The sequence below is a fragment of the Chitinophaga sancti genome (genome assembly GCF_034424315.1).
Lineage (GTDB): Bacteria > Bacteroidota > Bacteroidia > Chitinophagales > Chitinophagaceae > Chitinophaga > Chitinophaga sancti.
Map to the genome: position 1 here is coordinate 6,570,499 of NZ_CP139972.1, position 26,278 is coordinate 6,596,776.

Here is a 26,278-nt window from a genome sequence, read left to right on the forward strand (position 1 = left end):
TCTATGAAAACCAATTATTACTTACCATGTCCTAATGAAAGCTAAGTGATTTACACCTAGTGAGAAAGAAAGATTTGTAGAGGAGCCCTTCGTGTTACAACGAAGGGCTCCCTTGTTTTTGGGCAAACAAAAAGGCCGGCTCACATAATGAACCGGCCTTTTAATATTATCAGGTAACTTATATCATTGGTATTTCAGCTACATTATACACCTTCTTATCCAGCTTTTCTTTCGTTTCGCTGAACGCCTTCAGTGTCAGCTCGATATCTTCATCATTATGAGCTGCAGTAGGGATCAGGCGGTAGATGATCTGGCCTTTAGGAATTACAGGGTATACTACGATAGAGCAGAATACATTGTAGTTCTCACGCAGGTCCAGGCACATAGCAGTTGCTTCCGGAATATCACCCTGCAGGTAGATTGGCGTAACCGGTGAGTTCGTGCTACCGATGTTGAAGCCACGCTCTTTCAGGCCGGACTGTAATTTATTTACATTCGCCCACAGCTTAGCCTTCATTTCAGGATGCTCGCGCATCAGTTCTACGCGTTTCAGGTGACCGATCACCAGTGGTAATGGAACTGATTTAGCAAAGATCTGGGAGCGCATGTTGTAACGCAGGAAATTGATGATCTGCTTTTCGCCGCTGATGAAAGCACCGATAGAAGCACCGGATTTAGCGAAAGTATTGAACAGCAGGTCAATTTTGTCCTGAACACCCTGTTCTTCACCAGTACCGGCACCGGTTTTACCCATTGTACCGAAACCATGTGCATCATCTACCAAAAAGCGGAACTCATACTTGTCTTTCAGGGCAGCGATTTCCTTCAGTTTACCCTGGTCACCTGCCATACCGAATACACCTTCAGTGATCACGAGGATACCACCGGAGGTTCCTTTGATCAGGTCTTCAGCACGTTTCAGTTGTTTTTCCAGGTCTTCGATGTCATTGTGCTTGAACACATAACGGTGACCCTGGTGTAAACGCAGACCGTCGATGATACTGGCGTGGCACTCTGCATCATATACGATCACGTCACGACGACCGCATATAGCATCTATGGCACTCATGATACCCTGGTAACCATAGTTAAGGAGCGATGTGTCTTCCTTGCCCATGAAATCGGATAATTCTTTTTCCAGCTTCTCGTGGTAGTTGGTGTTACCACTCATCATACGGGCCCCCATTGGCATGGCAAGACCGAAATCCGCTGCTGCTTTGGCATCTGTAGCACGCACCTCAGGATGGTTTGCCAGACCGAGGTAGTTGTTGAGGCTCCAAACGATTTTCTCATTGCCCCGGAACTTCATACGGGGACCAATTTCGCCTTCCAGCTTAGGGAACGCGAAATAACCGTGGGCTCTGTCTGAGTGCTCCCCGATAGGGCCCATGTGTTTCAGCAGTTTCTCGAATATATCCATATGTTAAATAATGATTAATAGTGCTTGTTTTATTTTTGCCACAAAGGTATTAAAATATTAGTTTTTGTAAACTTGGGTTACATTTCAAAATGTTAAAAAATAATAATGTATAAAAGAATTCCTGGCCCGAAGATTTTAACGATAGCATTGGTTACGGTTAATAGTGTCTTTTTTAATCAGGTAAGTGGTCAAAAAGCCACTTCCCCTAAACCTGGCCAGACCACCATCTGGGATAAACCAGCCGCGCCGCTATCAGGCCGCCCCAAACTCGTGGTTGGCATTGTGGTAGACCAAATGCGCTGGGACTACCTGTATCGCTTTAACAACCGCTATAGTGATGGTGGCTTTAAACGGATGTTGCGGGAAGGATTCTCCTGCGAAAATACATTAATTAATTATACTCCAACAGTTACGGCCGCTGGTCATACCTGCGTTTATACCGGATCTGTACCCGCAGTGCATGGTATTGTGGGCAATGAATGGTTTAGCCCGACCCTGAACAGAGAAGTGTATTGCGCAGAAGATAGCACTGTGACAACAGTAGGCAGTACTTCCAACGCAGGAAAAATGAGCCCTGAAAATATGCAGGTAACGACGATCGGCGATGAATTGCGCCTGGCATCTAATTTCAAAAGTAAAGTGGTAGGGGTAGCGATTAAGGACAGGGGATCTATTCTGCCCGCAGGTCATAGCGCTACCGCCGCTTACTGGTATGACGGCAGTACTGGTAACTGGATCACCAGTTCTTATTACATGAACCGCCTGCCTGACTGGGTAGAAAACTATAACCGTGAGAAATGGCCGGCGCAATACCTGGCCCAGCCCTGGAATACCCTGTTCCCGATCGAAACCTATACACAGAGTGCTGCGGATAATAAAGCCTATGAAGGCGCAACACCAGTCTTCCCGCATGATTTGAGTGCAAATGCAAATAAAGGCATCTCCGGTACCCCCTATGGTAATACCATGACCCTGGCTTTTGCACAGAAAACAGTGAATGCTTACCGTTTAGGAAATAGTGGGGTAACGGATATGCTCACTGTGAGCCTTTCCTCTACTGACTATGTAGGGCATCAATTTGGGCCTAATTCCGTAGAAGCAGAAGATACTTACCTGCGACTGGACAAGGACCTTGCTGCCTTCTTTAAATTCCTGGATGCTACTGTTGGTAAAGGGCAGTATCTCGTATTCCTGACTGCCGACCATGGAGTAGCACATGTACCAGGATTTTCAAGAGAAAATAAATTACCGGGTGGTAGCTGGAGCGTAGACCCGGATATTAAGCAGATCAATGCTTTGGTGAAGGAACGTTTTGGTGTGGAAAAAGCCGTAATTGGTGCCAGCAATTACCAGCTTTACCTGGATCATGAGGGCATTGAAAAAGCAGGTAAATCTGTAAAGGAAATTGCGGAACTGGCAGCAAAGGAACTGTTGAAAGATACGGCATTGGCAAATGCATTCCCGCTGTCAGACCTGATGACGACTATATTACCTGCGGCACTGAGAAATATGCTGATCAACGGGTATAATGCAAAGAGAAGCGGGGATGTGCAGTACATTGTTCGTCCGGGTTATATCGAAGGTGGAAAAACAGGTACTACCCATGGTTTATGGTATCCTTATGATGCCCATATTCCTTTGGTATGGATGGGATGGGGAATTCATCCCGGCAAAAGCAATCAACTTACTGGTATGACGGATATTGCGCCCACCATTGCAGCTATGTTGAGGATACAGATGCCAAGTGGAAATGTGGGCCTGGCGATAGACGCGATCACGCATTAATGTTATCACGCAATTCAAAATGTTAAAACGCTTCAGGCTCCAAAACTGAAACGTTTTTCTTTTATATTTGAAACAGACACATACCAATTTTACTTATGAAGACGTTAATTGTTAACCTTATTCTATGCCTGTTAACCCAGGTTGGTTGCTCACAGGTAATTTTAAAAATCGATAATGGATTTAATACCCACAGCGTAAAAGGAGAAGCCATTCAATTATGGGAAGGGAAAGCCTATTCCTACAGCGGTTTACTGGGTGTTGAATACGGGCATCTTTGCCGGAACATTATTACTTTTTCCTCCCAGCTTGGTTATATCAGGGAAGGGGGAAAAGAATCATTTATCAGCCCGGAATCTGACAGGCATGTGGAAGACTGGAGTTATGTGCATTTGAATACGACTATACGGCTTCAATCCAGGGAGAAAACATCACTGTATATAGGTGTTGGGCCGTATGTAAATATCCGCGCTGGTGAAGAGACATTCAAGAGAGCGTATCTATACGAGGGATATGACGTGGATAAGGTAAACTATGGCGTAAAAACGGAAATCGGGTTTAACCATCCATTGGGGGAGCGCCTGCAGGTTGGATTGAACTGCACATTATTGCTGCCTGTTTCGCCCATGATTCATACAGATTATGTACACGATCATCTGCGTTCCACAGGCCTGTATACAAGCGTAGGTTATAGATTGAAGTAAATTTGAAGAAAGTAGTATATTCATTCAGCGAAACCAGCTTCGCAAATTACAGCGAAATGACTTACGAACATATCCTATATGATGTATCAGGTCGTGTGGCTACTCTCACACTCTACCGGCCGGAAAAGCGCAATGCGTTGAATGCGGCAATGGTAACAGAATTGCAGGCAGCATTGGATGTAGCAGCAAAAGAACCCGCTGTAAAAGTGATCGTATTAAAAGGGGCCGGAGAGGCGTTTTGCGCTGGTGCGGACCTGGAATCCCTGCAACAATTACAAAAAAATACTAGAGAAGAAAATCTTGCCGATTCCCGTGCATTAATGGCACTGATGAAGAAGATCTATTACCATGACAAGATCATCATTGCCCAGGTAGAAGGGCATGCAATAGCGGGTGGTTGTGGCCTGGTAACGCTTTGCGACCTGAGTTACGCCGTACCTGAAGCAAAACTGGGCTATACAGAAGTAAAGATCGGTTTTATCCCGGCTTTGGTATCAATATTCCTTGTCAGGAAAATAGGGGAGGGAAGGGCCCGGGAACTGCTTTTAACGGGCAGGTTGATTACCGCAACAGAGGCGGCTACCTATGGACTGATTAACCAGGTAGTGCCGGCCGGAGAGATAGGTGCTCATGTCAATAAAGTAGCAGCTGATCTATGTAACAATGCTTCCGGCAATTCGTTAAAAGTGACGAAGCGGTTAATAACCCGGGTGTACGACCTGCCACTTGATGAAGCCCTGGAACATGCTGCCGCAGAAAACGCTGTAACCCGCGAACATGCTGATTGTCAGCGGGGTATCCAGGCGTTCCTGGACAGGCAGAAATTGACATGGTAATCCGGTACGATTTTTTCAATATTACCTATGAAACCGAGCATGATAATGATCCCTATCCTAATAGGACAAATGCGTGCAGGCATCCGGTATTGAACCGAAACCACTTTTTATACGAAACACTTAACTGTCATGCAAAAAGCTCTTTTCACGTTTTTGTTATTCGTGGTGGTCACCACCAACCAGTCGTATGCTCAACGACTGGTGTCCGATGCAAAAATTGTTTACAACATGCAGTCAACCGGTCAGTCGGCCACAGACCCCGGTTTACCGGCAGGTACCCTCACCCAGTACATGAAAGGCCATCAGAGCCGTGTTGATATTGATTTCACAGAAGTACATATTTGCTACCTGGTAAATAGCAAGGAAGAAACCGTGGTTACCCTGATTAACAGTCATGGAGATAAATACCTGACCCGGGCGGGCAAAGAAGAATATGAGAAGGAATTGAAATTGTATTCCACTGCACAATTCAAGGACCTGGCTGAAACGAAGAAGATAGCCGGGTATAATTGCCAGAAAGCCACGGCAAAGTTGGCGGATGGTACTACTTTCGATGTGTATTATACGACAGAGCTGGTGCCGGAAAATAAGCAGTATAACAGGCGGTTTGTGAATCTGAAAGGGATACCATTGCAGTTTGAGATATTGAATAAGAATGGAGGGAAGATGACGATGGAAGCAGTGTCAGTAGATTTGAATGCGGTGCCGGGGTCTTATTTTGATGTGCCAAAGGTGGGGTATAAAGAAATTAGCAGGGAAGAACTGGCGAAGATGGGTAGTTAAAATATTGGGGGGCTGGCTAAAAAGGGTACCCCCCCGGGTGGGTGATGGAGACGAAATGGCTTTTACGCAATTCTCAGCGCCTTCATTTTACTTTTTAGTCAGGCTCTTTAATTAATAAGGAAGGGGATTCTGCAAAGGGTTGTAATGCAAATTATTAGCTGCCATAAACAAAAAAGCTCCGGTATTACCGGAGCTTTTTTATGCGCTATATGCAAGTGTGATCAGTTCTTTCGGAGCGGCAGAATAATCTGCAGATGATGGTAGCCCATGTTTGACGGCTGTTGTATCTGAGCAGCATAAGGCAGTACATATGTCACATTCCCCTGCTTGATAGTCATGGTAGATTTAAAGTTCCATGAGCTATTATCGTCAGAAAACCTAAAGCCGGCATTGATCGCATTGAAGCGATATCCCGCGTCAAGGCTAAGATTCGCCTTAGGCATAGCGCTAAGGGAAAGCTTTTCTTCAGCCTTTTTTCCTTTGTCTTTATTATTGTCGTTTGTAAGGTTATCACTGGCGTGCGCGCTTAAGGCTGCGAGAGCCATAACACCGGCCAACAAAAAAGACAATGAAAAGGTCTTAAATATGGTAGTTATCTGTTTCATTGTATCACAAATGTACAAACTTTTTTATATATTTTTATAACACTTCCTTAACGAAGTTAGGGAAAATTTCTTAAAGTTATGTTAAATTATGTTAAATATGCTGATAATCAGGTAAGACTTATCTTTATTCCAGTAGTTTGATCTACGGCAAGATTTTTGACCGTTTAAAGATAGGAATAGCTGACATCGGTAGGGATAGTTTTAACATTCTTTTGACTGTACAATTTGTTAAAAGATTAATGCTGACAAAGGAAAAAATTCAGGGATAGCGAATGCCTGGCAGGCGCAAACCTGAGGAATCAAAAAATACTTATATTTACATTAATGAATCAAGACTTCCCATTTTTAAACGATGATTTTGAGGAGATAAGAGACTTGTTACAGCAGTTTGAAAACCTGAAATCCGGACAGTCTCACAGTTTCCTTGATGAGGATTCCTTCGAACTGATCATAGATTACTATGATGAGCATGACGAACTCCCCAATGCAATGCAAGCGGCCGAAATCGCAATTGAACAGTTCCCCTACTCTTCTGTCTTATTACTCAAGAAAGCCAACCTACTCATAGAGTCCAAAAAATACCAGGATGCCATGGACTTGCTGGAAAAGGCAGCCATCCTCGACAGCACTGATATCAATCTTTACATCCTTCAAACCGACGTTTACCTGGCCATGAACCAGCACCAAAAGGCCGCTGCCCTGCTGGAAGAACAGATCAGCGTGTTTGACGGAGATGATAAAACGGAACTTTTACTGGAGTTGGCAGATGTATATGATGACTGTGAGGAGTTCGACAAAGTGTTCGAGTGCCTGAAAATGACGCTGGAGCATGCGCCTAATAACGAAGAAGCACTCCACAAGATCTGCTTCTGGACAGAGTTCACCGGTCGCAACGAAGAGAGTATCCGCCTCCATACCGGCATTATCAATGAGCATCCATACAACCAGCTGGCCTGGTTCAACCTGGGTACCGCTTTCCAGGGGCTCAAATTATACGAAAAGGCTATCGATGCTTACCAGTACGCGATCGTCATAGATGAGAAATTTGATTACGCTTACCGCAATATGGGCGATGCCTACATCCGCCTGCGCAAGTTTGCCGATGCCATCGATGTGCTGAAAAAGCACCTGGAAATCGCCAAGCCTGAAGACGTGATCTATGAAGCCATCGGGCACTGCTACGATCGCCAGAAGAAATATACACAGGCCAGGTACTATTACCGCAAGGCATCTCACCTGAGCCCGAACAACGATAAGCTGTATTATAAGATCGGAGCCGCTTATATGACGGAATATAACTGGGAAAACGCCATTAAATCCATCCTGAGCGCGATCAAGATCAATAAGAACAATGCCGAGTACCTGATGGCGCTGGGTAACTGCTACATGGAGCTGGACCGCAATAAAGAAGGCCTGATCCACCTGCTGGCAGCCGTACGCCTTCGTCCATCCAGTGTGAACACCTGGCTGGAATTCATAGGCGGCCTTTACCGTTCAGGTTTCTACGATGAGGCACTTTCCCAGCTGGAAGCCGCTACCCGCAAAATAGGGCAGAAACCGGTATTCTTATTTTGCAGGGCTGCGATCAGCATCGCTACCGGGCATTATAAAGAAGGACTGCTGCAATTGGAGAACGCCCTGCAGGACTCTCCCAAGCAACTGAAAAAAATGCTGGCGATCGATCCAACCCTACTCCATCATCCCGGGGTGCTGGAACTGGTGAACCAGTATAAACCAGTGAGAAAAAGAAATAAATAATTTACCGGAAATAGGACAAAAAGCGCTTATGCCCATGGGTATAAGCGCTTTTTTTACAAGTAAACAGTACTCATAATTAATAACTTAGCAGATAAAGACTTGCGTTTTTCAATAGAAATTACTTATTTGGGGCCTGTTTGCCGGGAATGTGTTAATTTCGCGCCGGTTTATATATAGCTATTATTTATCTTGGGTAAGTTACTATTCCATACCGCAACAAAAACTGACCAACGTGCGTTCCGGCTGTCGGCCAAGACTGTATGCTGGAGTGCCTACCAAGAAGACGATAAAAATGTTTCAAATGAATTTTAATCTGACACAAATTCCAGAGCGTACGACGAAACCGCGTAATTATGGCCTGACCATGGTAATGGACAAAGGCCTGAGCCTGCAGGAAGCAAAGAACTTCTTATCGATTGCTGCTCCGCACGTTGATATCTTAAAGCTGGGATTTGGTACATCATTCGTGACGCCGAACCTGCGCGAAAAGATTGAGGTGTATCAGGCGGCTAATATCCCTGTTTATTTCGGGGGCACTTTATTTGAAGCATTCCTTATCCGTAACCAGATTGACGACTTTATCAGCGTGATCAAGGATTATGGTATTAAGCATGTTGAGGTTTCCGACGGTTCTATCACGATTCCGCATGCTGAAAAGTGTGGGTATATCGAAAAGCTGGCCAAGATCTCAACAGTACTGAGCGAAGTTGGTTCCAAAGACGCTGAGCACATTATTCCTCCTTATAAATGGATCGAGCTTATGAACGCTGAGCTGAGCGCTGGTGCCAGCTACGTGATCGCTGAAGCAAGAGAAAGCGGCAACGTGGGCATCTACCGCGGATCCGGCGAAGTAAGAGAAGGCCTGGTACAGGAAATCCTGACCCAGGTACCCTCTGAAAAAATCATCTGGGAAGCTCCTCAGAAAGCACAACAGCTGTACTTCCTGGAACTGATTGGTTGCAATGTAAACCTCGGTAACCTGGCCCCATCCGAAGTGATCGCACTCGAAGCTATGAGAGTAGGTCTGAGAGGTGATACTTTCCACCTGTACTTAGATAAAGCATAAGTAGTGATGAAGGTGTATGGTCTGATAGGATACCCGCTAAGTCATTCTTTTTCCAAAGGTTTCTTTGCGGAAAAGTTTGCCAGGGAAGGTATTCAGGGATGTGTATATGACAGTTTTTCCCTGCCGGCTATTACAGCGTTAGCTGACCTGATAGCAAAGTATGGAACGGAACTGAATGGACTGAACGTAACCATTCCCTACAAGGAAGCAGTCATCCCTTACCTGGATGAACTAAGTCCTGCAGCAGCCAAAATGAAAGCGGTAAACTGTATCCGTTTCATCAATGGCCGCAAGATCGGACATAATACCGATGCCATTGGCTTCAGGCGTTCCCTGGAACCTTTGCTGCTACCTCATCATAACAAAGCACTGGTATTGGGAACCGGTGGCGCTGCCAAAGCGGTACAATATGTACTGGAAGCCCTGAACATCCCATACCAGCTGGTAAGCAGGCAGGCGGGTGCTCATAGTATTGCTTATGAGAACATCACTGCCGAAGTAATTGCAACACATACCCTGATCATCAATACAACGCCGCTGGGCATGTATCCTAATGTAGATGCAGCGCCGGCATTGCCTTATGACCTGATGAATGAAAAGCATTTATTGTACGATCTGGTTTATAACCCGGCTATCACCACCTTTTTACAGAAAGGTGCCGACGGGGGAGCAAGGATCAAGAATGGACATGAGATGCTGATTTTACAGGCAGAAGCAAGTTGGGAGATCTGGAATGAAACAGTATAAATTAAAGAGCGTATTCCTGAATTCAAGGAGAATGCCGGGTAAAAACGAGCAGCAAAACTCTTTTAAATAAAACATTCATGAAAGAGGTAATTCACCAACGGGCATGAAAACTATTTTTAGAAAAAAAAGCCGGCAATCGTCAGATTGCCGGCTTTTTTTATGCATGTAAATTACGCAACCTTAATGGTGTAGTATACGCAGGTCGTAAAGAAATTGCGCACAAAAGGCACTGCCGCCACAGGAGCAAACTGCTTTCTTGGCTTGAGCCCGAATTTATACTTGTAAATAGGATTGATCAGGTAAAACTGCTTTTTAGAGATCTGGTATCCCTGTTTCTTCACAATCTTCTCAAATCTTTCGATCGAGATCCCTGTATCCTTAATTTCCATCAGTTCATCAATGATACCCTGTGGTTCACCAAATGCACGCAGTAAGCCTTTGTACAGGAAGTTGGGCAACAGGTGAATATAAGGCATCATATTCAGCACCTTGTTCTGGCAGGTCTGCTGGTGCCCGCCATGTGGCATATACCAGGGAGGAAAGCCAAAGTATACCTGTCCCCTTGGGGTAAGCAGGTTTTTCAGGTAGCCAATGATCTTCGACTGATCTGGAATGTGCTCAATGGCATCTTTGAGGATGATGAGGTCGAAAGAATGTTTGAACTCTCCCAGAAAATCAACGTCATAAATATTCTTGTTGATTAGCTGCATTTGACCGGCATCTACATATTGCTTCAGGAATTCATGCCCCAGCGCAATTTTGTCGTCGGAGAGGTCTACACCCACACAATGACATCCTCTTTCCAGGAAAGGAATAAGTACGCCGCCTTCACCACAGCCGATTTCCATGATCCGGAGATCCGGGGTGACGGGCATCGCAGTCTCTATGAAAGGCAGGACGTAGTGTACGGAGTTATCAACTTGCTGCTGATACCTAACGTCTGCATTACCGTGTTGTATTAACGACATATGTTTTGAAAATTGTGTGAAAATAGTAAAATATCTTTGCGGCATGAACCAACAAGAAAAAAATAAATATGAAGAAGGACAGGTGATACTGATTAACAAGCCCCTGACCTGGACTTCTTTTGATGTGGTGCGTAAAATCAGGAATACTACAAAAGCTAAGACTGGCCATGCCGGCACGCTGGATCCGCTCGCTACCGGTCTGCTCATTTGCTGTACAGGTAAGATGACGAAAAAGATCAACGAAGTGCAGGCACAGGAAAAAGAATATACAGGTACATTTACCCTGGGAGCTGTGACACCTACTTACGACCTGGAATCGGAGCCGACAGATTTTAAACCACTGGATGCACTGACGCCGGAGAGCATTCATGCAGCGACCAGACAATTCATTGGTGAATTGCAGCAATTGCCACCCATACACTCAGCTATCAAGCAAAATGGGAAACCTATTTATGAGCTGGCTCGTAAAGGAGTGGAAGTGAAGGTGGAACCAAGGAAAATTTTCATCAAGACGTTTGAGATTACTTCGATAGCATTGCCGGTGGTGCATTTCAGGGTAGAGTGTAGTACGGGAACTTATATACGTTCACTGGCAAATGATTTTGGTGCAGCGCTGGGTGTAGGTGGCTATATGAGTAGCCTGTGCAGAACGAGGATAGGGGAGTTTAAGCTGGAGGATGCTTATACAATGGAGGATTTTATTGAGAAAGTGAAGAACGAGACACGCTAAAAATATTAACGGGTTTTTGCGGTAAGCAAAAACCCGTTAATATTTTAAAACGGATAACCAATCGCCACATTCCAGATAATATTTTTCCTTCTCCAGGCACCACTTCCCAGATCCCATTCACTCAAATACCAACCATCTTTATTCCCTGTAAAATAAGGCACCTTCACCGGCACACCCCAATCCACACGTATCAGGAAGAATGAGAAATCCAATCTCAAACCAGCACCCGTACCGATAGCCAGATCATGATACAGCTTATTCAGCCTGAACTCAGAACCCCCACGCAGCGTATCTTTCTTCATCATCCAGATATTACCCATATCCAGGAATGTAGCCCCCTTCAGGTTCACAGTTCCATTGAAAAGACGCAATAAATCAAACCGGTATTCAATATTTCCTTCCAGCTTCATATCACCCGTCTGATCCGGGAAAGTGCTGGCAGTTTCAGAACTGTCTTTAAATGTACCAGGACCCAGGGTACGCAGTCTCCATGCACGGATACTATTCGGACCACCTGCTGTAAACTGGCGGATATAAGGCATTACATCTGACTTACCATAAGGAATACCCACCCCGCCATAAATACGGGTTGCCAGTGTGGTATGCGGGGTCAGGTTCCAGTAATGACGATAATCTGCTTCCATTTTTATGAAGTTGGCAATCTCCATATTGGTGAGCGATTCCAGGTCATTGCTGGTACCAAATGCCGAATTCATGAGGCTATTGATCCCATTCAGCCATGCACCGGATTCTTCGATATTCGCCCTGAAAAAGGAATTGTGCAGTTTATGCAGCAGGTCATTATTGCTATAGGTGTACGTCACGTTTTCCCCACCGATGAAAGCCGGCTCAAAACTGCGTTTCAGGTAAGGATTTTTTTCAACCGTATTCTGCCTGAAGGTCTGGTTCAGGTTTACCCCTAGGTAGTTCAGCGCAATAGGATTTACTTTCCAGGTTTTGTATGCAGACTCCTTCCACTCATAGCCAAAGGAAGCATTGATGTTGGAGATATAAAACTTGTCAGTACGGGTCAGGTAGTCAATACCAGCGGTCAGGCGGGTTTTAACCCCTGTACGGTTAGACGCAATATGGAAAGGCGTGATGAATCGTGGGAAGATGAGGCTCACCTGGCCACCGATCTCCTGTGATTGCAGTGCCCAGCTTCCCAGGTTACGTATTAGTTCGATACCGCCGTTCAGGCTGATATTGAGCTGAGTGGCAGAACGGCCTACATTCAGGTGTTTATAGTTCAGGCTGATACCGCTACCCAGCAGGTAGTCAGATGAAGTACTCACCTCAATGTTGGCCCCCAGTTCCTGTTTACGCTTAGGCGCCAGGAAGAGGTAGGTCTCCAGTGTATTGGGTTTAATTTTGCTCTCCCTGAACTGCAGGGTCACGAACTGCCATGCACCCAGGTCGTAAAGGTGGCTGATGGCGTCGTTGGTTTTTTGCTGGGAATAGAGGTCACCATTGTGCAGGCTGATGGAGCGCTGGATCACACTGGGTTTGAACATATTCTGACGGTAGCGGATGATCAGGTCATTGCGTACCAGGCGTTTGAATAAAGTATCGTTCGTATTGCCGTAGCTGGGATAATCCGGGTATACGTACACACTATCCAGGTGATATTGCTGGTAGTGGGAGCTGGTATCGTCCGGGTTCCTGATTTTGACAGCGATATCCATTTTCGGGTTATCCTGTCCTTTCTTTTCGTTATATACGTTGATGATCCCTTCAAAAGGGTTCATGAGGTTGCGGAAGAGCGTTTTATGCAGGGTGTCTATCTCAAACTCGATCGCATCCCTGTCAAACTTGTAGTAGCCTGCATTGCGTACGATGCGCATCAGTCTTTCCCTTTCACTGCCCAGCAATTCCTGCTTGTAAGACATGCCGGTTTTGATGAGAGAAAGCTTCTCATTGTCCAGCACCAGTTTCAGGATGTTAGAATCGGGCACTTCGTAAGTAATGCGGTTGATCACGAAGTTCTTCCCGGTATTCACATTGTAGATAACGGAAGTTTTCTGGCGTTTGGTAGTTTCTTTATAATCCACAGTCGCGTAGAAGTAGCCCTGGTTATTCAGGTAGCTAAGCATCCTTTTTACAGATTCCTTTGTTTTGATGGAATCGTAAATAACAGGTTCTTCCAGGTTGCGCTTGGAAAGCATAAGGTTCCAGAACCAGTTGGATTTCTTCTCTTTATTCTTTTGATTGTAGAGCCATACTTTGAAGCGGATACCGAGAAAGGAGGTATTGGCCTGCTGCAGCATGAGCTGTTTGGAAGTAAGGGAAACATGGAGATCCTGCCTTTCGTTGGAGGTAGCGTCTCCTTTTACATTCACATTGTTCTGAATGTAGAGCTGCTGATTTTTTTGCAGGTATTTAGTATTGGAACAGGCGGCCAGCACCAGTATGGTTATAATTGAAACAAGAAAGTTCTGAATGGGAGGCCGCTGCATCAAGTCAATACAATGTTTATTGTTTATAGCAAGAATTCCATGACGTACATAGAACCTTCACCTCTGTGGCTTTGCCGATTAAAAGAATTCATGTAGGTTTGGCCCTATGTTGTCAAAGGCGCAAATTAAGTATATTCAATCATTACAGCATAAAAAATACCGTCAAAAATCTGGCCAGTTCATAGCAGAAGGTGATAAGATCGTTCCTGAACTGGTGTCCGGAGGGATGGTGGTGAGAGAAGTGTATGCTACAAAGGAGTGGATCAGCGGGCATGAACAGCTCCTGGAGGGCAAAGTACCTGTTATTGAAGTAGAAGCACATGTGCTGAAACAACTTTCTGCACTTACAACTCCCAATCAGGCCCTGGCCCTGGTGGATATTCCCCCGGCAGCGCCCCTGGTACTGAAAGGCCAGGTATCGCTCGCACTCGAAACTATTCAGGACCCCGGAAATATGGGTACCCTGATCCGTATAGCCGACTGGTTCGGCATTAAACAGCTGATCTGCACACCGGATTGTGTGGATGTGTATAACCCTAAAACCATACAGGCTACCATGGGTAGCATAGCCCGGGTCAATATCATTGAAACGGATCTCCTGTCATTATTACAAAAAGAAGAAGTGCCTTCTTATGCGGCAACCCTGCATGGTACAGATATTACTACTTTCTCCAAACTGGCAGAGGGGATGATCCTCATCGGTAATGAGTCGAAGGGCCTGAGTGATGCGGTGATTGCGGCTTGTACGCATAAACTGACCATTCCCCGGCTGGGTGGTGCTGAGTCTCTGAATGCCGGTGTGGCAGCGGGGATCATTTGTGGGAGGTTGCTTATTTAAATTGTAATGCCTTCAGCGGAAGAGCTTTGTATAACAGCTGTATAAATGACTTACTTAAATTGTAAAGCTTTCACAGGCGTGATTTTCCGTGTAACCATCGCCGGTATAGTCAGTATTAACAGGCACACCGCAAAAGTACCCATATTGATGAGCAGTACCTGGTACCAATGCAGATCGATAGCGGCAGCAGACATGTAATAACTTTCCTCATCCAGCTTTATAAACCCGGTCGTCTTTTGCAGGATGGCCAGACCTACCCCCAGTATATCCCCGATGATCAACCCCGCCAGCACAATATAGGCTGCCTGGTAAATAAAGATTTGCTGGATCCTGCTGTTGCGCATACCAAGGGCTTTCAGGATGCCCACCATATTAGTACGTTCGAGAATGAGGATCAGGATAGCGGTGATCATGTTGATAACTGCCACGATGGTCATGATGATGAGAATGATGGCTTCACTTTGATTTTGCAGTGCCAGCCAGTCAAATATATTTGGATAGATATCCCTTATCGTGCGGAGAAAGAGTTTGTCAGGAATGCCATTCAGAGAGGCTTCCGCAGTTTCATCCATCTTATGGTAATCGTCAATAAATACTTCATAGCCGCCTATACTGCCCGCCGGCCAGTTATTTAGTTTGCGGATCAGTTCCAGGTCACCAATCACGTAGGTCTTATCATATTCCTCCACTGCCGTTTTATAGATGCCTGTTACCCTGAGTTTTCTGGCTCTGGGCGGGAGGCCTGCACCCTGGATGAAATAGATGATCAGCGGATCGTTCACTTTCAGGCGCAATTCTTTGGCCATGGTAGTGGAAATAATGATTTCCGGGGCATAGCTGCTATCGTTGAAGTGAATGATATTGCCGGACTGCATAAACTGCTGGAGATGTGTCCAGTTATAATGACTGTCCACGCCCTTGAAAATCACGCCGGAGAGGTCTTTTTCTCCTTTGATGATGGCTGATTTGGTGGCATATGCATTGACGGTATTGATGCCACTTACATTTTTCAGGTATCTGACAATGCTGGTATCCGAATCGAAGGGGATCTGTTCCGTGAGAGGGCCGGCATTTGGCTGGTACTGGTTAATGTGCATATGCCCCCAGAAACTGAAGATCTTTTGCTGGATGGTAATTTGAAAACCGTTTACCAATGCGATGGCCAGGATCATTACAGCTACGCTGATAGCGGTGGCTATCACGGCAATGTTGATGATGAACCTGGAAAAAGAGCCGGAGCGGTTGAAAGCGATCCGTTTCGCAATGAATGATGATAAACGCATGAGACAAATGTATCAATTTTTTGCATGGCTAAAAGGAGAGAATCCGCCATTTTGAGGGTAGAAAAAAACGCGGCAGGCCGCTGTCCGATCTTTTGGGTAGAAAATGGGAATGGGTTACATCAACTAAAAGGGCCGGTTTGCCGCTAGCCGGCGAAAAGATCGTACCTTAACCATTCCATATAGAACTAAGTTATGATGATAAAGCCCTACTTCTGTATACCTGTAATCGGGCTGCTGTTATTCTTTTTACCGGCAGTAGCACAGGACAACACCTACGGACCTGGTCACATTTACTATAACAATATCAGATCTGTAAAGCTGAACCAGGCCGGAGACCAGACAGCCTTCCCTGTTATCTCTCTGAATGGAGGTGATGCCGTGGATCTGTCATTTGATGACCTGGATGCGGATGTCAAGGACTACTATTACACCCTGCAATTGTGTAATTATGACTGGACACCTGTCAATATCAATCAACTGGAGTACCTGAGAGGATTTTCCGAGAACAGGATTACGAGTTATAAATTTTCCAGTGTAGCACTGGTGAGATATACACATTACACTGCCTCATTGCCGAATGCGAACTGTATGCCGATCAAGGCGGGTAATTACCTGCTGAAGGTGTACCTGGACAGTGATACCTCACAGCTGGCATTTACAAAGCGATTGCTGGTGGTGAGCAATAAGGGCGGATTGAGTGGTGTAATACAGCAACCAGTATCACCGAAGGTGTTCAAGATAAACCAGAAAGTGAATTTCGTAGTAAGTACAGGTGGCTTGAATGTGGTGAATCCTTTTGATCAGCTAAAGGTGGTGATCCTGCAGAACTACCGGTGGGATTTCCCGATTGTCAATCCTAAGCCGATGTTTATAAAGGGGAATACGATTGAGTACAATGCGGAGCTGGATGTGCAGTTCCCGGCAGGGAAGGAGTGGAGATGGATTGATCTGCGAAGTTTTCGCCTGCAGACGGAGCGGGTAAAGCGTTCTGAATATCATACTGATGGAACGGATGTATATGTGATGCCGGACTATCCAAGAGGGAATACGATGTATTCTTATGTGAAGGATTATAATGGGATGTATTTTTTGGCAACGATTGATAACTATGATCCTTTTTATGAGGGGGATTATGCGACTACGCATTTTACTTATCCGGCACCGGAGCCTTATGCAGGGTATGATCTGTACCTGATAGGGGAGATGACGAATTATGAGTATAATGATGGGAGTAAAATGGTGTATAATCCGCAGACAAGGGCTTATGAGGGAACAATGTTTTTGAAGCAGGGTTTTTATAATTATGAATATGCATTGTTAGATACCAGGGATCCGGATGCAAGGCCGGGTACTGCTGAGACAGAGGGTGACTGGTGGGAGACGGAGAATAATTATACGATCCTGTTATATTATAGAGATCTGGGAGGGAGGTATGATGAGTTGGTGTCTACAGTAACCTTAAATTCAAAATTAAACAGGTAAGTTACGGCATTAAACAAAAAACGCTGATACCCAAGGTATCAGCGTTTTTTTGTTTAATGCAGGCCAAATATTTATTGTACTGTTTGTCTCAGTTTTACAATATTCGATGCCCCTCTTTTAATAATAATCCTCGTACCTCTGTCATAAGTAAAATACCGGTACAACCAGTTCGTAAACACCACCAGCCTATTCCTGAATCCTAATAAACTCATCAGGTGCACCAGCATCCACACAATCCATGCAAAATACCCACTGATCCTCATCCCAAAGAATTCTGCAATAGCCTTATTACGACCAATAGTCGCCATACTACCCAGGTCTTTATACTTAAATGGCTTAACCGCAGCTGGCTGCCCTTTGCTAATAGATCGGATATTACGTGCCACATTCACACCCTGCTGAATCGCCACCTGTGCTACCATTGGATAACCTTTAGGGAAGCGTTCGGGATCATTCACCATCTGTGCGATATCACCCACCGCATAGATATTCTCATATCCTTTTACCTGGTTAAATTCATTCACGGTAATACGTCCTCCGGCAACAACAATGTCAGCCGGGATACCGCTCACCGGCACCCCTTTCACCCCTGCTGCCCAGAGCAGGGATTTACTTTGTAATTTTTCCCCGTTACTGAGGATCAGTGTCTCACCATCATATTCTTTTACAAATGTATTGAGGATGACATTCACACCCAGTTTGTGTAAACCATCCAACGCTTTTTGGGAAGACTGTTCACTAAACCCGTTCAGTACGCGTGGGCTACCTTCCACCAGGTAGATCTTCATCAGCGATATCGGCAGTTCAGGATAATCTTTCGGCATAATGTACTTACGTAATTCTGCGAAAGCGCCTGCCAGCTCTACGCCTGTAGGGCCTCCGCCTACCATCACGAAGTTCAGTTTGGCCTGTATTTCTTCAGGTTCACGCAGCAGCAGGCTCTCCTCGAATTGTTTGATCACGTAGTTACGGATCTGTACCGCTTCGATAAGCGATTTCATACCGATAGCATTTTGTTCTATTGCTTTGTTGCCAAAGAAATTGGTGGTACTACCGGTGGCAAAGATCAGGTAATCATAATGCAGTTCCCCTATGCTGGTTTCCAGTATATTCCCGGCAGGGCGTACGCCTGTTACTTCCGCCATGCGGAAATAAAAATTTTTCTGGTGCTTGAAGATGCCGCGGAGTGGGAACGCAATGCTATCCGTTTCGAGGCCTGCAGTAGATACCTGGTATAGTAAAGGCTGAAATAAGTGATAATTGTTCCTGTCAAGAAGCACCACTTGTACAGGCACTCCTTTCAATTGTTTAGCAATATTAATACCTCCAAAACCTCCTCCAACAATAACAACGCGGGGTAATCCTGTTTCCGGAACGTTCGGCTGAATCATAAAAACAACATTTAGCGATCAATGAATTATAGAAGAGAAATAGCATGCCAATCGGGGTAGGCACTGTGTTTTTAAACGCCGGAGTTTATAAATGCATATCAAAGTTATAAAACTTTCAGAAAAAAATGAAAGTTTAATGAAGGAATTTATTGGGTGTTGTTTAAATAATTCAAAGACAGCCCCAGGCGTCTCAGATTTCTACAATTGGCTTGGTCTGTAGAAACAAAAAATCCCCGATGTATTACTACACCGGGGACTATATACCATCTAAAAGTATACTACATTTTCTTAGCGTCTTCCAGGAACTTAGCCAGACCGATGTCAGTCAGCGGGTGTTTCAGCAGACCCAGGATTGAATCCAGTGGACAGGTACAAATATCAGCACCGGCCTCCGCACATTTTACAATGTGGAGTGCGTTACGGATACTGGCTGCGAGAATTTCAGTTTTGAAACCCTGGATGCTATAGATCTGGGCAATCTGAGCGATCAGCTCAACGCCATCCCATGATGAATCATCGATACGACCAATAAATGGAGACACAAAAGTAGCACCAGCCTTAGCAGCCAGGATCGCCTGACCTGCAGAGAATACCAGTGTACAGTTAGTTTTTATACCGTTGTCAGTAAAATATTTCAGTGCTTTAACACCGTCTTTGATCATTGGTACTTTCACCACGATGTTTGGGTGAATAGCAGCCAGTTTCTTACCTTCTTCCACCATTGATTTGAAATCAGTGGAAAGAACTTCTGCACTGATAGGACCGTCTACGAGTTCGCAGATGTCTGCATAATGTTTCAGGATATTCGCTTCACCTTTGATACCTTCTTTTGCCATCAGGGAAGGGTTGGTGGTTACGCCGTCAAGTACACCCAGGTCGTGCGCTTCTTTGATCTGAGCCAGATTCGCTGTATCTATGAAGAATTTCATGGTGAAATGTATTTAGTATGATTTTGTAATTAGTTCAACGAAGTAAGTTATGCAACAATTAACACATTGTCAAGCATAAAGTATTGCAAATATAGACCCATACCACTATAGATGAATCTTAAATTTGAAATCAATAAATAAAAAGCTGAGGATTACTTGGGTCATACCACACAGGCCATTCGTATGAAGAGAATAGTGACAATCAGCTATTGACGAGCGCCTGATGACCTGGAATAAGATAAAAAAAAGGCAAGGTACTTACATCGCACCGCTACAACCGCCTACCCTTGCTACATTCCTGTCCTGGGGGAGTTCAGCAGGAGCTGGTCGTATAAGCCTTGCCGGGTGCAAAGGTAGAACAATTGTATCAACTTCCAAACATATTTTAAAAGTTTCTATGAAAATCTTAAAAAATGCAGTATTTTGGACAATATAAAGTCAGGGTTCGGGACGAAATTGTCGATGTAGCATATGTTTGAGACTCACCTATACAGCAGTTGGATTTCAGTAATAGTTTAATGAGTATCCTTATCCTATGTTATTTGAAAAAAATATTATACTTTGTTATATATTTTTTAAAAAGAATATTTATTTTGTTAAAAATTAACCTTTCACCTAAAAATTACATGTAACCTCATGGATCCAATTTACAATGATGGCCCAAGTGCCATATTTGCTATGTTTGGCGTTGGTTTTTTCTTAACCATGTTCGCTTTTTTGATTTTCGGCATTATTGTGCAGTGGAAAGTTTATGAAAAAGCAGGACAGCCAGGTTGGGCAGTACTGGTACCTATTTATAACCTGCTTGTCCTCTTCAAAATCATGGGTAAACCATGGACCTGGATATTGTTAGTTTATACACCCGCTGCCATCGTGGGTATTTTCATCGTATGGATCGGTGGTTCACTGGCACTGGCAAGAAATTTCGGAAAGAGTTCCGGTTTCGCTGTCGGCCTCATGTTCCTCCCTATTATATTCTATGCGATCCTTGCATTTGACAAAACAATCCAATACAGAGGGCCAAACGGAGATGCTACACTGGACGACCAGATTGAGAGCATTGGTAAGCCTGCATTATAATTGTTTTTTGTTGTTTTTTTGCCATATTGATCTGCTGCCGGTTGCTCACAGGACCGGCAGTTCCTTTTAAATCTACATTGTTATGAATGTTATGCCTGAGGGGGATATCCTGAAAGACTTCGATGAAAAGATAGTACCCCCACCCGTTGACCGTGGCGTCCGCTTTGCAAATTTCCTGATTGACTACATCATGTCATACCTTTTTACAATACTTGTTTGCTATAGCCTGGTAGAAGCATCCGGAGGTGCCTTCGAGATGCTCAATGAGCAGGGAGCTGTTACTTTCACAACGAGCCTGCTCTTTTGGGTTATCAGACCCCTGTATTTCGTATTGATGGAAGGGCTTACAAAAGGACAAACTATTGGAAAACTGGTTACCGGTTCAACAGCTATCCGTACAGACGGCGCTCAGCTGGACTGGGGAAATGTATTTGCCAGGAGCTATTCCCGTATCGTGCCATTTGAGGCATGGTCTGGTTTCGCACAAACTCCATGGCATGACAAGTGGTCAAATACTACTGTTGTCAGTAAAGCAGACTTAATCACACGGTAATTTGTTAGCCAGGAAATCAGTTTCATTTTCACCTGGCCACAGGCCAGCAGGAAATAAAACTGATTCCCTTCTGAGTTTTACCGGGTAGTGTAGTAATTGTAATCGTTGAGAACGGTCTCCAGGAACTGGAAATGCCCCATCTCTGTTTCGATCACCAATACTTCTTTTACCCTTTCTGCTACCCGGGCTACCAGGTCCTGGTTGCCAGACTTAATAGCCTGGTCCATTAATGACTTGATCTTGTTCATATCTCTGTCAGACAGGCGAAGGATCTGGGGAAAATGAGGTTCATAATTCATGGAAGACATATCCCGGTAAATGGTATCCTGTATACTGGTCTTGTGCCTGGTATTGACCACAATCGTACCAGCTACCACATCGCCCAGGCGCTGGTCATAACGGGAACGTACCATGGCAATAATAGGTACTGCACCATTCAGGAAAAATATTCCCCAGGGAGTTTCGAGCAAGCGGAATAACCAGCGGATCAGGTGCTGACTGATACTTGGCTTGCCACCTGTCATGCTTCTCACTTTCAGACCAAGTAACATTTTGCCGGGAGATTGCCCATTCATCGTAATTTCGAACAATAAATAATACAACGAAATGGGAAGGGCACAAAAGAGAATGTACATCACAATCTCGGTATCAGCCGAAAAGTTAAGCCTGCTGAAGGTCACATAGATGGCAATTACGAAGGCGATTCTGATAAGCAGGTCGATGAACCATGCGAAAAAACGTATCAGGATATTGGCCGTTTCAAATTCCAGCTCTATATTGAAGGATGTAGGTATTTTTACATTAGCCATGTACAAATTTACTAATTAATGTATATGTTTGTTATAATGGACAACCCATGCGAGAGACTACTTTTATAAAGAAAAATTTACCCCGCTGGAAAGAATATCAGCAGGAACCAACCGAGGATCCGGATGAAATGGCTGCACGGTTTACCAGTTTACTGGATGACCTGGCGTATGCCAAAACATTCTACAGTTTTAGCAAGGTCACAGGTTACATCAATAGTCTGGCGGCGGACATTTACCAGCGGATCTACGGGAACAGGCAGGAAAAGGATGGCCGTTTCCTGAAATTCTTTGTTTACGAGTTGCCCCTCATCTTCCGTAAATATCATCGATTATTGTTATTCACCGCAATATTTTTTCTGTTATTCTGTGTCATGAGCGCATTTTCTGCCGCACGCGACGAAACTTTTGTAAGAGGTGTGCTGGGCGATGAATATGTAAGTATGACAGAACGGAATATCAGCAACGGCGATCCCTTTGGCGTGTATGGAAATGGAAATGAGCTGGTGATGTTCCTGGAGATAGCCTACAACAATATCTATGTGGCCTTTCTGTGCTTTATAGGTGGCGCATTTGCCGGTATTGGCACTTTGTACCTCCTCATGAAAAATGGGGTGATGCTGGGCGCCTTTCAATATATGTTTTTTGCCAAAGGGCTGGGCCTGAAATCAGTATTGGTGATCTGGATCCATGGTACACTGGAAATTTCTTCCATCATCATTGCAGGGGCTGCCGGCCTGGTCATGATAAGTGGCCTCATCTTTCCCGGTACGCGCAAGCGCATGGATGCCCTGAAGAAAACAGCCCGGGATGCAGTAAAAATGTTAGTTTGCCTGGTACCAATATTCCTCACTGCTGCCTTCCTGGAAGGATTTGTGACCCGGCATACCAAAATGCCCATGTACATGAGCATTAGTATCCTGGGGCTATCCCTGGCATTTATAGTAGGTTATTTCGTGGTATACCCCAGGATGGTATACAACAGGGGATTCAGACTAAATGAAGCCGGCAAAGTTATAAAACCTGTGAAATGAGGGAAGGACTGAAAGTATTACTGATCGTATTCTTACTATGGCCCGGCGGCTTATTCGCCCAGGAAATTGAACTGGACAGCACCCAATTGAGGGATGTCCTTATTCCGCCCGTAACGGCAGATATCGATACTGCCGAGGCACCGGCTACTGCCACCTACCTCTACGACAGGACAGTTCCAATGGATGCAGATACGATAGATGATTATGATGATGCATCTGCTTTGCTGCTCAGGAAAGTACCTGCTGAAGTAAAAGATAAATTTAGAAAGGACAAGGACCTGGTGTATCATCAGCGTCCGCCCAAAAAACCTTCTGATTTCAGATGGCTGAATGCCATTGTGATGGGGCTCATGTATTTCTTCAAATACTCCTGGTGGCTGATCGTACTTATCATTCTCGTTGCGATGGGGGCGGCAATTTTTGTTTACCTCCGCAGAAACGGGTATGAGTTTAAGCGGGGTAAATCAGCAAAGGTGCAAGAAGAGGTGCTGCTCACAGAGGTAGAGCATGATGCAGGAGCTTACGAAACGCAAATTCAACAGGCCATTGCAGAAGGCAAACTCAGGTTGGCGGTGCGGCTCATGTACCTGCAGACCATCAGGATCCTGGCCGATAAACAGATCATTGAATACAGTAAGGAGAAAACAAATGCTGCTTACCTGCGTAGTTTATCGCAGACCCCGTGGCATAAACTTTTTGCCAGACTAACTGTAGACTACGAATATATATGGTACGGTGAAGTGCCCGTGAGTGGTGACCAGTTCTCTACTATCCAGGGGCAGTTCAAACAATTTTTGAACGAATTAGGCTATATCCGGTGAAAAAAACGATTGGAATAATCATCGCTTCAGTATTCTTACTATTATTTCTCATCATAATAATAGCTGTCAATTTGCAGTCGTTATCATGGGATAAAGACCTGCAACTGGAAAAGCAAACATTCTCTAATAAGGATAAGGATCCGGGTGGGTGTTATGTCATGTTCGAATCACTGCCCTCATTTTATGATGGCGGCCATCCCAGCGTAGTTTCCAAACCATTTGCGCTAAGCGCTAAGAAAGATGAGACCCTGCGTAGCGGTGAAGGGGTTATTTATTACCTGGTGGCGAAGCGCTTGTTTACAACTGTTGAGGATGTGGATTCCATGATGGAATTTGTGAACAGGGGCAACCAGTTATTCATCGCTTCAATTGATCTGGATAGCGTTCTCCTTAGCCGGTTATATACAAAAATGGCTGATCGTTATCCTTCCAATATTTTTGGAAGGCTCCGTACAGAAGAACACTTTGTAAATCCTGCACTGGCACCTGATACCGTATATGCAAGAGACTCTATTCCGGAAGGGCGTTATTTCACCCGCCTGGATACGGCGAGAACCACGATCCTTGGTACTGATCGCTGGAACAGGCCAAACTTTGTAAGGATTGAAGTAGGTAAGGGGCAGGTCTTTTTGCTGCTGCAGCCTTCTATGCTGACGAACTATTTCCTGATGTATAAAAAGAATCTCAATTCACTGGAGAAAGTGGCCGCTTATACATACGGTTATTCCGCTGTGTACTGGGATGAATTTTATAAGTATCATGAGTATCCGCAAAAGGGAGAATTCAGCCAGTGGAGTGTGCTGATGCGCTATCCTGCACTGCGCTGGGCGTTATGGCTGCTGGTATTGTTAATGCTGCTGTATGCGCTTTTTGAAAGTAAAAGAAGACAGCGGATCATTCCTGATAAAGAAGTGCTGACCAATAACTCACTGGAATTCGTAGAGGCCCTGGGGCAGTTGTATTACCAGCAACATAACAACGTAAACCTGGTGAGAAAGATCACCTTACAATGGCAGGAATTTATCCGTACAAAATACTATCTGAATACAAATTCGATGGACGATGAATTTATCCGTCGCTTATCACATAAAGCAGGGGTGCCCCTGGCAGAAGTAGAAGGGATTATAGACAGCATCCATTTTATACTGCTTGCAGATAAAGTTTCAGATGCAACCCTGAAGGATTTTTACAGTAAAATACAGGCGTTTTATTTAAATACTAAATAATGGAGGAAACTACATTTCATCCCCGTACAGATTTCTTTGCATTGCACCAGGGTGTAAATGCAATACGGGAACAGATAGGAAAAGTAATTATCGGTCAGCATGAAATGGTGGACCTGCTCATCACCGGTTTGCTGACACAGGGGCATGTACTCATCGAGGGCGTACCTGGTGTAGCAAAAACACTGACAGCAAAACTGCTGGCCAGGTGTATTGATGCAGATTTTTCCAGGTTACAGTTCACACCAGATATTATGCCTGCTGACGTATTGGGCACCTCCGTATTCAATCCTGACACCAGGAACTTTGAATATAAGCGGGGCCCGGTTTTCAGCAACCTGGTATTGATCGACGAGATCAACCGTGCTCCAGCCAAAACCCAGGCGGCCCTGTTCGAAGTGATGGAAGAAAGGCAAATCACCAATGATGGTATCTCGCATCCTTTGCCGGCTCCATTCATGGTAGTGGCTACACAGAACCCGATCGAGCAGGAAGGTACTTATCGCCTGCCGGAAGCACAGCTGGATCGTTTCCTCTTTAAGATCGAAGTGAAATATCCTTCATTGAATGAAGAGATCACCATGCTGCATGCCATGCACCGGTTCAATGGCCTCACTGATCTGACGAAGATGGTGGATAAGGTGGTGACTGCCCGCCAGATCATCGAGTTCCAGGCAATGGTAAGAAGCGTGCATATCGAAGATAAACTGCTGCATTACATTGCTGCCTTAACACAGGAAACCCGTGTGAATGCTTCTCTTTACCTGGGCGCATCTCCGCGTGCATCCATTGCCGTGATGAACTGTGCAAAGGCAACTGCGGCAATCAACAATCGTGATTTCGTAACACCGGATGATATTGTGAATATGCTGCCACATGTATTGCGTCATCGTATCATGCTGACACCTGAGCGTGAAATGGAAGGCATCACAACCGATGAAGTGATCGCCCAGATCATCAAAGCTGTAGAAGTACCGAGGTAA

At 44.9% G+C, this 26,278-nt stretch carries 24 protein-coding genes and 1 other RNA gene; 16 read left to right on the plus strand and 9 right to left on the minus strand.

Features of this window, described 5'->3' with window-relative positions:
* Positions 1-178: 178 nt before the first annotated feature.
* The gene (locus U0033_RS25890) at positions 179-1,420 is read right to left on the minus strand and encodes an aminotransferase class I/II-fold pyridoxal phosphate-dependent enzyme (protein ID WP_072360676.1); all 1,242 of its coding nucleotides are present in this window, start codon (positions 1,418-1,420) and stop codon (positions 179-181) included.
* A gap of 105 nt (positions 1,421-1,525) precedes the next feature.
* Here U0033_RS25890 and pafA point away from each other — a divergent pair, with 105 nt between their 5' ends.
* From pafA to U0033_RS25910, 4 genes are all read left to right on the plus strand, one after another.
* On the plus strand, positions 1,526-3,205 hold the full coding sequence (pafA, locus tag U0033_RS25895; RefSeq protein WP_072360678.1) for an alkaline phosphatase PafA: 1,680 nt from the start codon (positions 1,526-1,528) through the stop codon (positions 3,203-3,205).
* Positions 3,206-3,300: 95 nt separating this feature from the next.
* Entirely contained in the window at positions 3,301-3,906 is a 606-nt protein-coding gene (locus U0033_RS25900; protein WP_072360680.1) for a hypothetical protein, read from the plus strand.
* 2 nt (positions 3,907-3,908) lie between these two features.
* Complete coding sequence (locus U0033_RS25905; protein ID WP_245801766.1) at positions 3,909-4,742, plus strand: enoyl-CoA hydratase/isomerase family protein; 834 nt, start codon at positions 3,909-3,911, stop codon at positions 4,740-4,742.
* A 129-nt stretch (positions 4,743-4,871) separates the two neighbouring features.
* On the plus strand, positions 4,872-5,525 hold the full coding sequence (locus tag U0033_RS25910; RefSeq protein ID WP_143150716.1) for a DUF4412 domain-containing protein: 654 nt from the start codon (positions 4,872-4,874) through the stop codon (positions 5,523-5,525).
* A gap of 221 nt (positions 5,526-5,746) precedes the next feature.
* On the opposite strand, the gene U0033_RS25915 is transcribed toward U0033_RS25910, so the two are convergent.
* Positions 5,747-6,130, minus strand: a complete 384-nt coding sequence (locus U0033_RS25915) for a hypothetical protein (RefSeq protein WP_072360684.1) — start codon at positions 6,128-6,130, stop codon at positions 5,747-5,749.
* A gap of 324 nt (positions 6,131-6,454) precedes the next feature.
* On the opposite strand from U0033_RS25915, the gene U0033_RS25920 reads away from it, so the two are divergent.
* The 3 genes from U0033_RS25920 to U0033_RS25930 all read left to right on the plus strand — a co-directional run bounded on the left by U0033_RS25920 (position 6,455) and on the right by U0033_RS25930 (position 9,701).
* Positions 6,455-7,888 (plus strand): tetratricopeptide repeat protein, encoded by a 1,434-nt coding sequence (locus U0033_RS25920; RefSeq protein WP_072360686.1) that lies wholly within the window; start codon positions 6,455-6,457, stop codon positions 7,886-7,888.
* 301 nt (positions 7,889-8,189) lie between these two features.
* Positions 8,190-8,954, plus strand: coding sequence for a phosphosulfolactate synthase (locus U0033_RS25925; RefSeq protein WP_072360688.1), 765 nt, complete (start codon positions 8,190-8,192; stop codon positions 8,952-8,954).
* 6 nt (positions 8,955-8,960) lie between these two features.
* Positions 8,961-9,701, plus strand: a complete 741-nt coding sequence (locus U0033_RS25930) for a shikimate dehydrogenase family protein (protein ID WP_072360690.1) — start codon at positions 8,961-8,963, stop codon at positions 9,699-9,701.
* Positions 9,702-9,871: 170 nt separating this feature from the next.
* Here U0033_RS25930 and U0033_RS25935 read toward each other — a convergent pair whose 3' ends face one another.
* Complete coding sequence (locus U0033_RS25935) at positions 9,872-10,669, minus strand: class I SAM-dependent methyltransferase (protein ID WP_072360908.1); 798 nt, start codon at positions 10,667-10,669, stop codon at positions 9,872-9,874.
* A gap of 43 nt (positions 10,670-10,712) precedes the next feature.
* Here U0033_RS25935 and truB point away from each other — a divergent pair, with 43 nt between their 5' ends.
* A complete protein-coding gene (truB, locus tag U0033_RS25940) occupies positions 10,713-11,399 on the plus strand; it encodes a tRNA pseudouridine(55) synthase TruB (RefSeq protein ID WP_072360692.1) in 687 nt (228 codons plus the stop codon).
* Positions 11,400-11,443: 44 nt separating this feature from the next.
* On the opposite strand, the gene tamL is transcribed toward truB, so the two are convergent.
* Positions 11,444-13,855, minus strand: a complete 2,412-nt coding sequence (gene tamL / locus U0033_RS25945) for a translocation and assembly module lipoprotein TamL (RefSeq protein WP_072360694.1) — start codon at positions 13,853-13,855, stop codon at positions 11,444-11,446.
* Between the two features lie 106 nt (positions 13,856-13,961).
* Here tamL and U0033_RS25950 point away from each other — a divergent pair, with 106 nt between their 5' ends.
* Complete coding sequence (locus U0033_RS25950; protein ID WP_072360696.1) at positions 13,962-14,693, plus strand: TrmH family RNA methyltransferase; 732 nt, start codon at positions 13,962-13,964, stop codon at positions 14,691-14,693.
* Between the two features lie 50 nt (positions 14,694-14,743).
* Here the strand turns inward: U0033_RS25950 and U0033_RS25955 are convergent, their stop codons facing one another.
* The gene (locus U0033_RS25955) at positions 14,744-15,976 is read right to left on the minus strand and encodes an ABC transporter permease (RefSeq protein WP_072360698.1); all 1,233 of its coding nucleotides are present in this window, start codon (positions 15,974-15,976) and stop codon (positions 14,744-14,746) included.
* A 192-nt stretch (positions 15,977-16,168) separates the two neighbouring features.
* On the opposite strand from U0033_RS25955, the gene U0033_RS25960 reads away from it, so the two are divergent.
* The gene (locus U0033_RS25960; protein ID WP_072360700.1) at positions 16,169-17,458 is read left to right on the plus strand and encodes a type IX secretion system plug protein; all 1,290 of its coding nucleotides are present in this window, start codon (positions 16,169-16,171) and stop codon (positions 17,456-17,458) included.
* A 71-nt stretch (positions 17,459-17,529) separates the two neighbouring features.
* Here U0033_RS25960 and U0033_RS25965 read toward each other — a convergent pair whose 3' ends face one another.
* From U0033_RS25965 to ffs, 3 genes are all read right to left on the minus strand, one after another.
* Positions 17,530-18,849, minus strand: a complete 1,320-nt coding sequence (locus U0033_RS25965; protein ID WP_072360702.1) for an NAD(P)/FAD-dependent oxidoreductase — start codon at positions 18,847-18,849, stop codon at positions 17,530-17,532.
* 278 nt (positions 18,850-19,127) lie between these two features.
* On the minus strand, positions 19,128-19,778 hold the full coding sequence (gene fsa, locus U0033_RS25970) for a fructose-6-phosphate aldolase (RefSeq protein ID WP_072360704.1): 651 nt from the start codon (positions 19,776-19,778) through the stop codon (positions 19,128-19,130).
* 244 nt (positions 19,779-20,022) lie between these two features.
* An RNA gene (gene ffs, locus U0033_RS25975) (signal recognition particle sRNA small type) lies at positions 20,023-20,122 on the minus strand.
* Between the two features lie 292 nt (positions 20,123-20,414).
* On the opposite strand from ffs, the gene U0033_RS25980 reads away from it, so the two are divergent.
* Positions 20,415-20,858 carry a DUF5684 domain-containing protein gene (locus U0033_RS25980; protein WP_072360706.1) on the plus strand — a complete coding sequence of 148 codons (444 nt, stop codon included), beginning with the start codon at positions 20,415-20,417 and terminating at the stop codon, positions 20,856-20,858.
* A gap of 82 nt (positions 20,859-20,940) precedes the next feature.
* Positions 20,941-21,411 carry an RDD family protein gene (locus tag U0033_RS25985; protein WP_072360707.1) on the plus strand — a complete coding sequence of 157 codons (471 nt, stop codon included), beginning with the start codon at positions 20,941-20,943 and terminating at the stop codon, positions 21,409-21,411.
* 77 nt (positions 21,412-21,488) lie between these two features.
* Here the strand turns inward: U0033_RS25985 and U0033_RS25990 are convergent, their stop codons facing one another.
* Positions 21,489-22,220, minus strand: a complete 732-nt coding sequence (locus U0033_RS25990; RefSeq protein WP_072360709.1) for an RDD family protein — start codon at positions 22,218-22,220, stop codon at positions 21,489-21,491.
* A 47-nt stretch (positions 22,221-22,267) separates the two neighbouring features.
* Here U0033_RS25990 and U0033_RS25995 point away from each other — a divergent pair, with 47 nt between their 5' ends.
* The 4 genes from U0033_RS25995 to U0033_RS26010 all read left to right on the plus strand — a co-directional run bounded on the left by U0033_RS25995 (position 22,268) and on the right by U0033_RS26010 (position 26,278).
* Positions 22,268-23,251 carry a stage II sporulation protein M gene (locus U0033_RS25995; protein ID WP_072360711.1) on the plus strand — a complete coding sequence of 328 codons (984 nt, stop codon included), beginning with the start codon at positions 22,268-22,270 and terminating at the stop codon, positions 23,249-23,251.
* On the plus strand, positions 23,248-24,072 hold the full coding sequence (locus U0033_RS26000; protein ID WP_072360713.1) for a DUF4129 domain-containing protein: 825 nt from the start codon (positions 23,248-23,250) through the stop codon (positions 24,070-24,072). Before U0033_RS25995 ends, U0033_RS26000 begins: the two co-directional genes overlap by 4 nt.
* 71 nt (positions 24,073-24,143) lie before the next feature.
* A complete protein-coding gene (locus U0033_RS26005; RefSeq protein ID WP_143150718.1) occupies positions 24,144-25,298 on the plus strand; it encodes a DUF4350 domain-containing protein in 1,155 nt (384 codons plus the stop codon).
* Positions 25,298-26,278: an AAA family ATPase gene (locus tag U0033_RS26010; protein ID WP_072360716.1), complete on the plus strand. Its 981-nt coding sequence runs from the start codon at positions 25,298-25,300 to the stop codon at positions 26,276-26,278. Before U0033_RS26005 ends, U0033_RS26010 begins: the two co-directional genes overlap by 1 nt.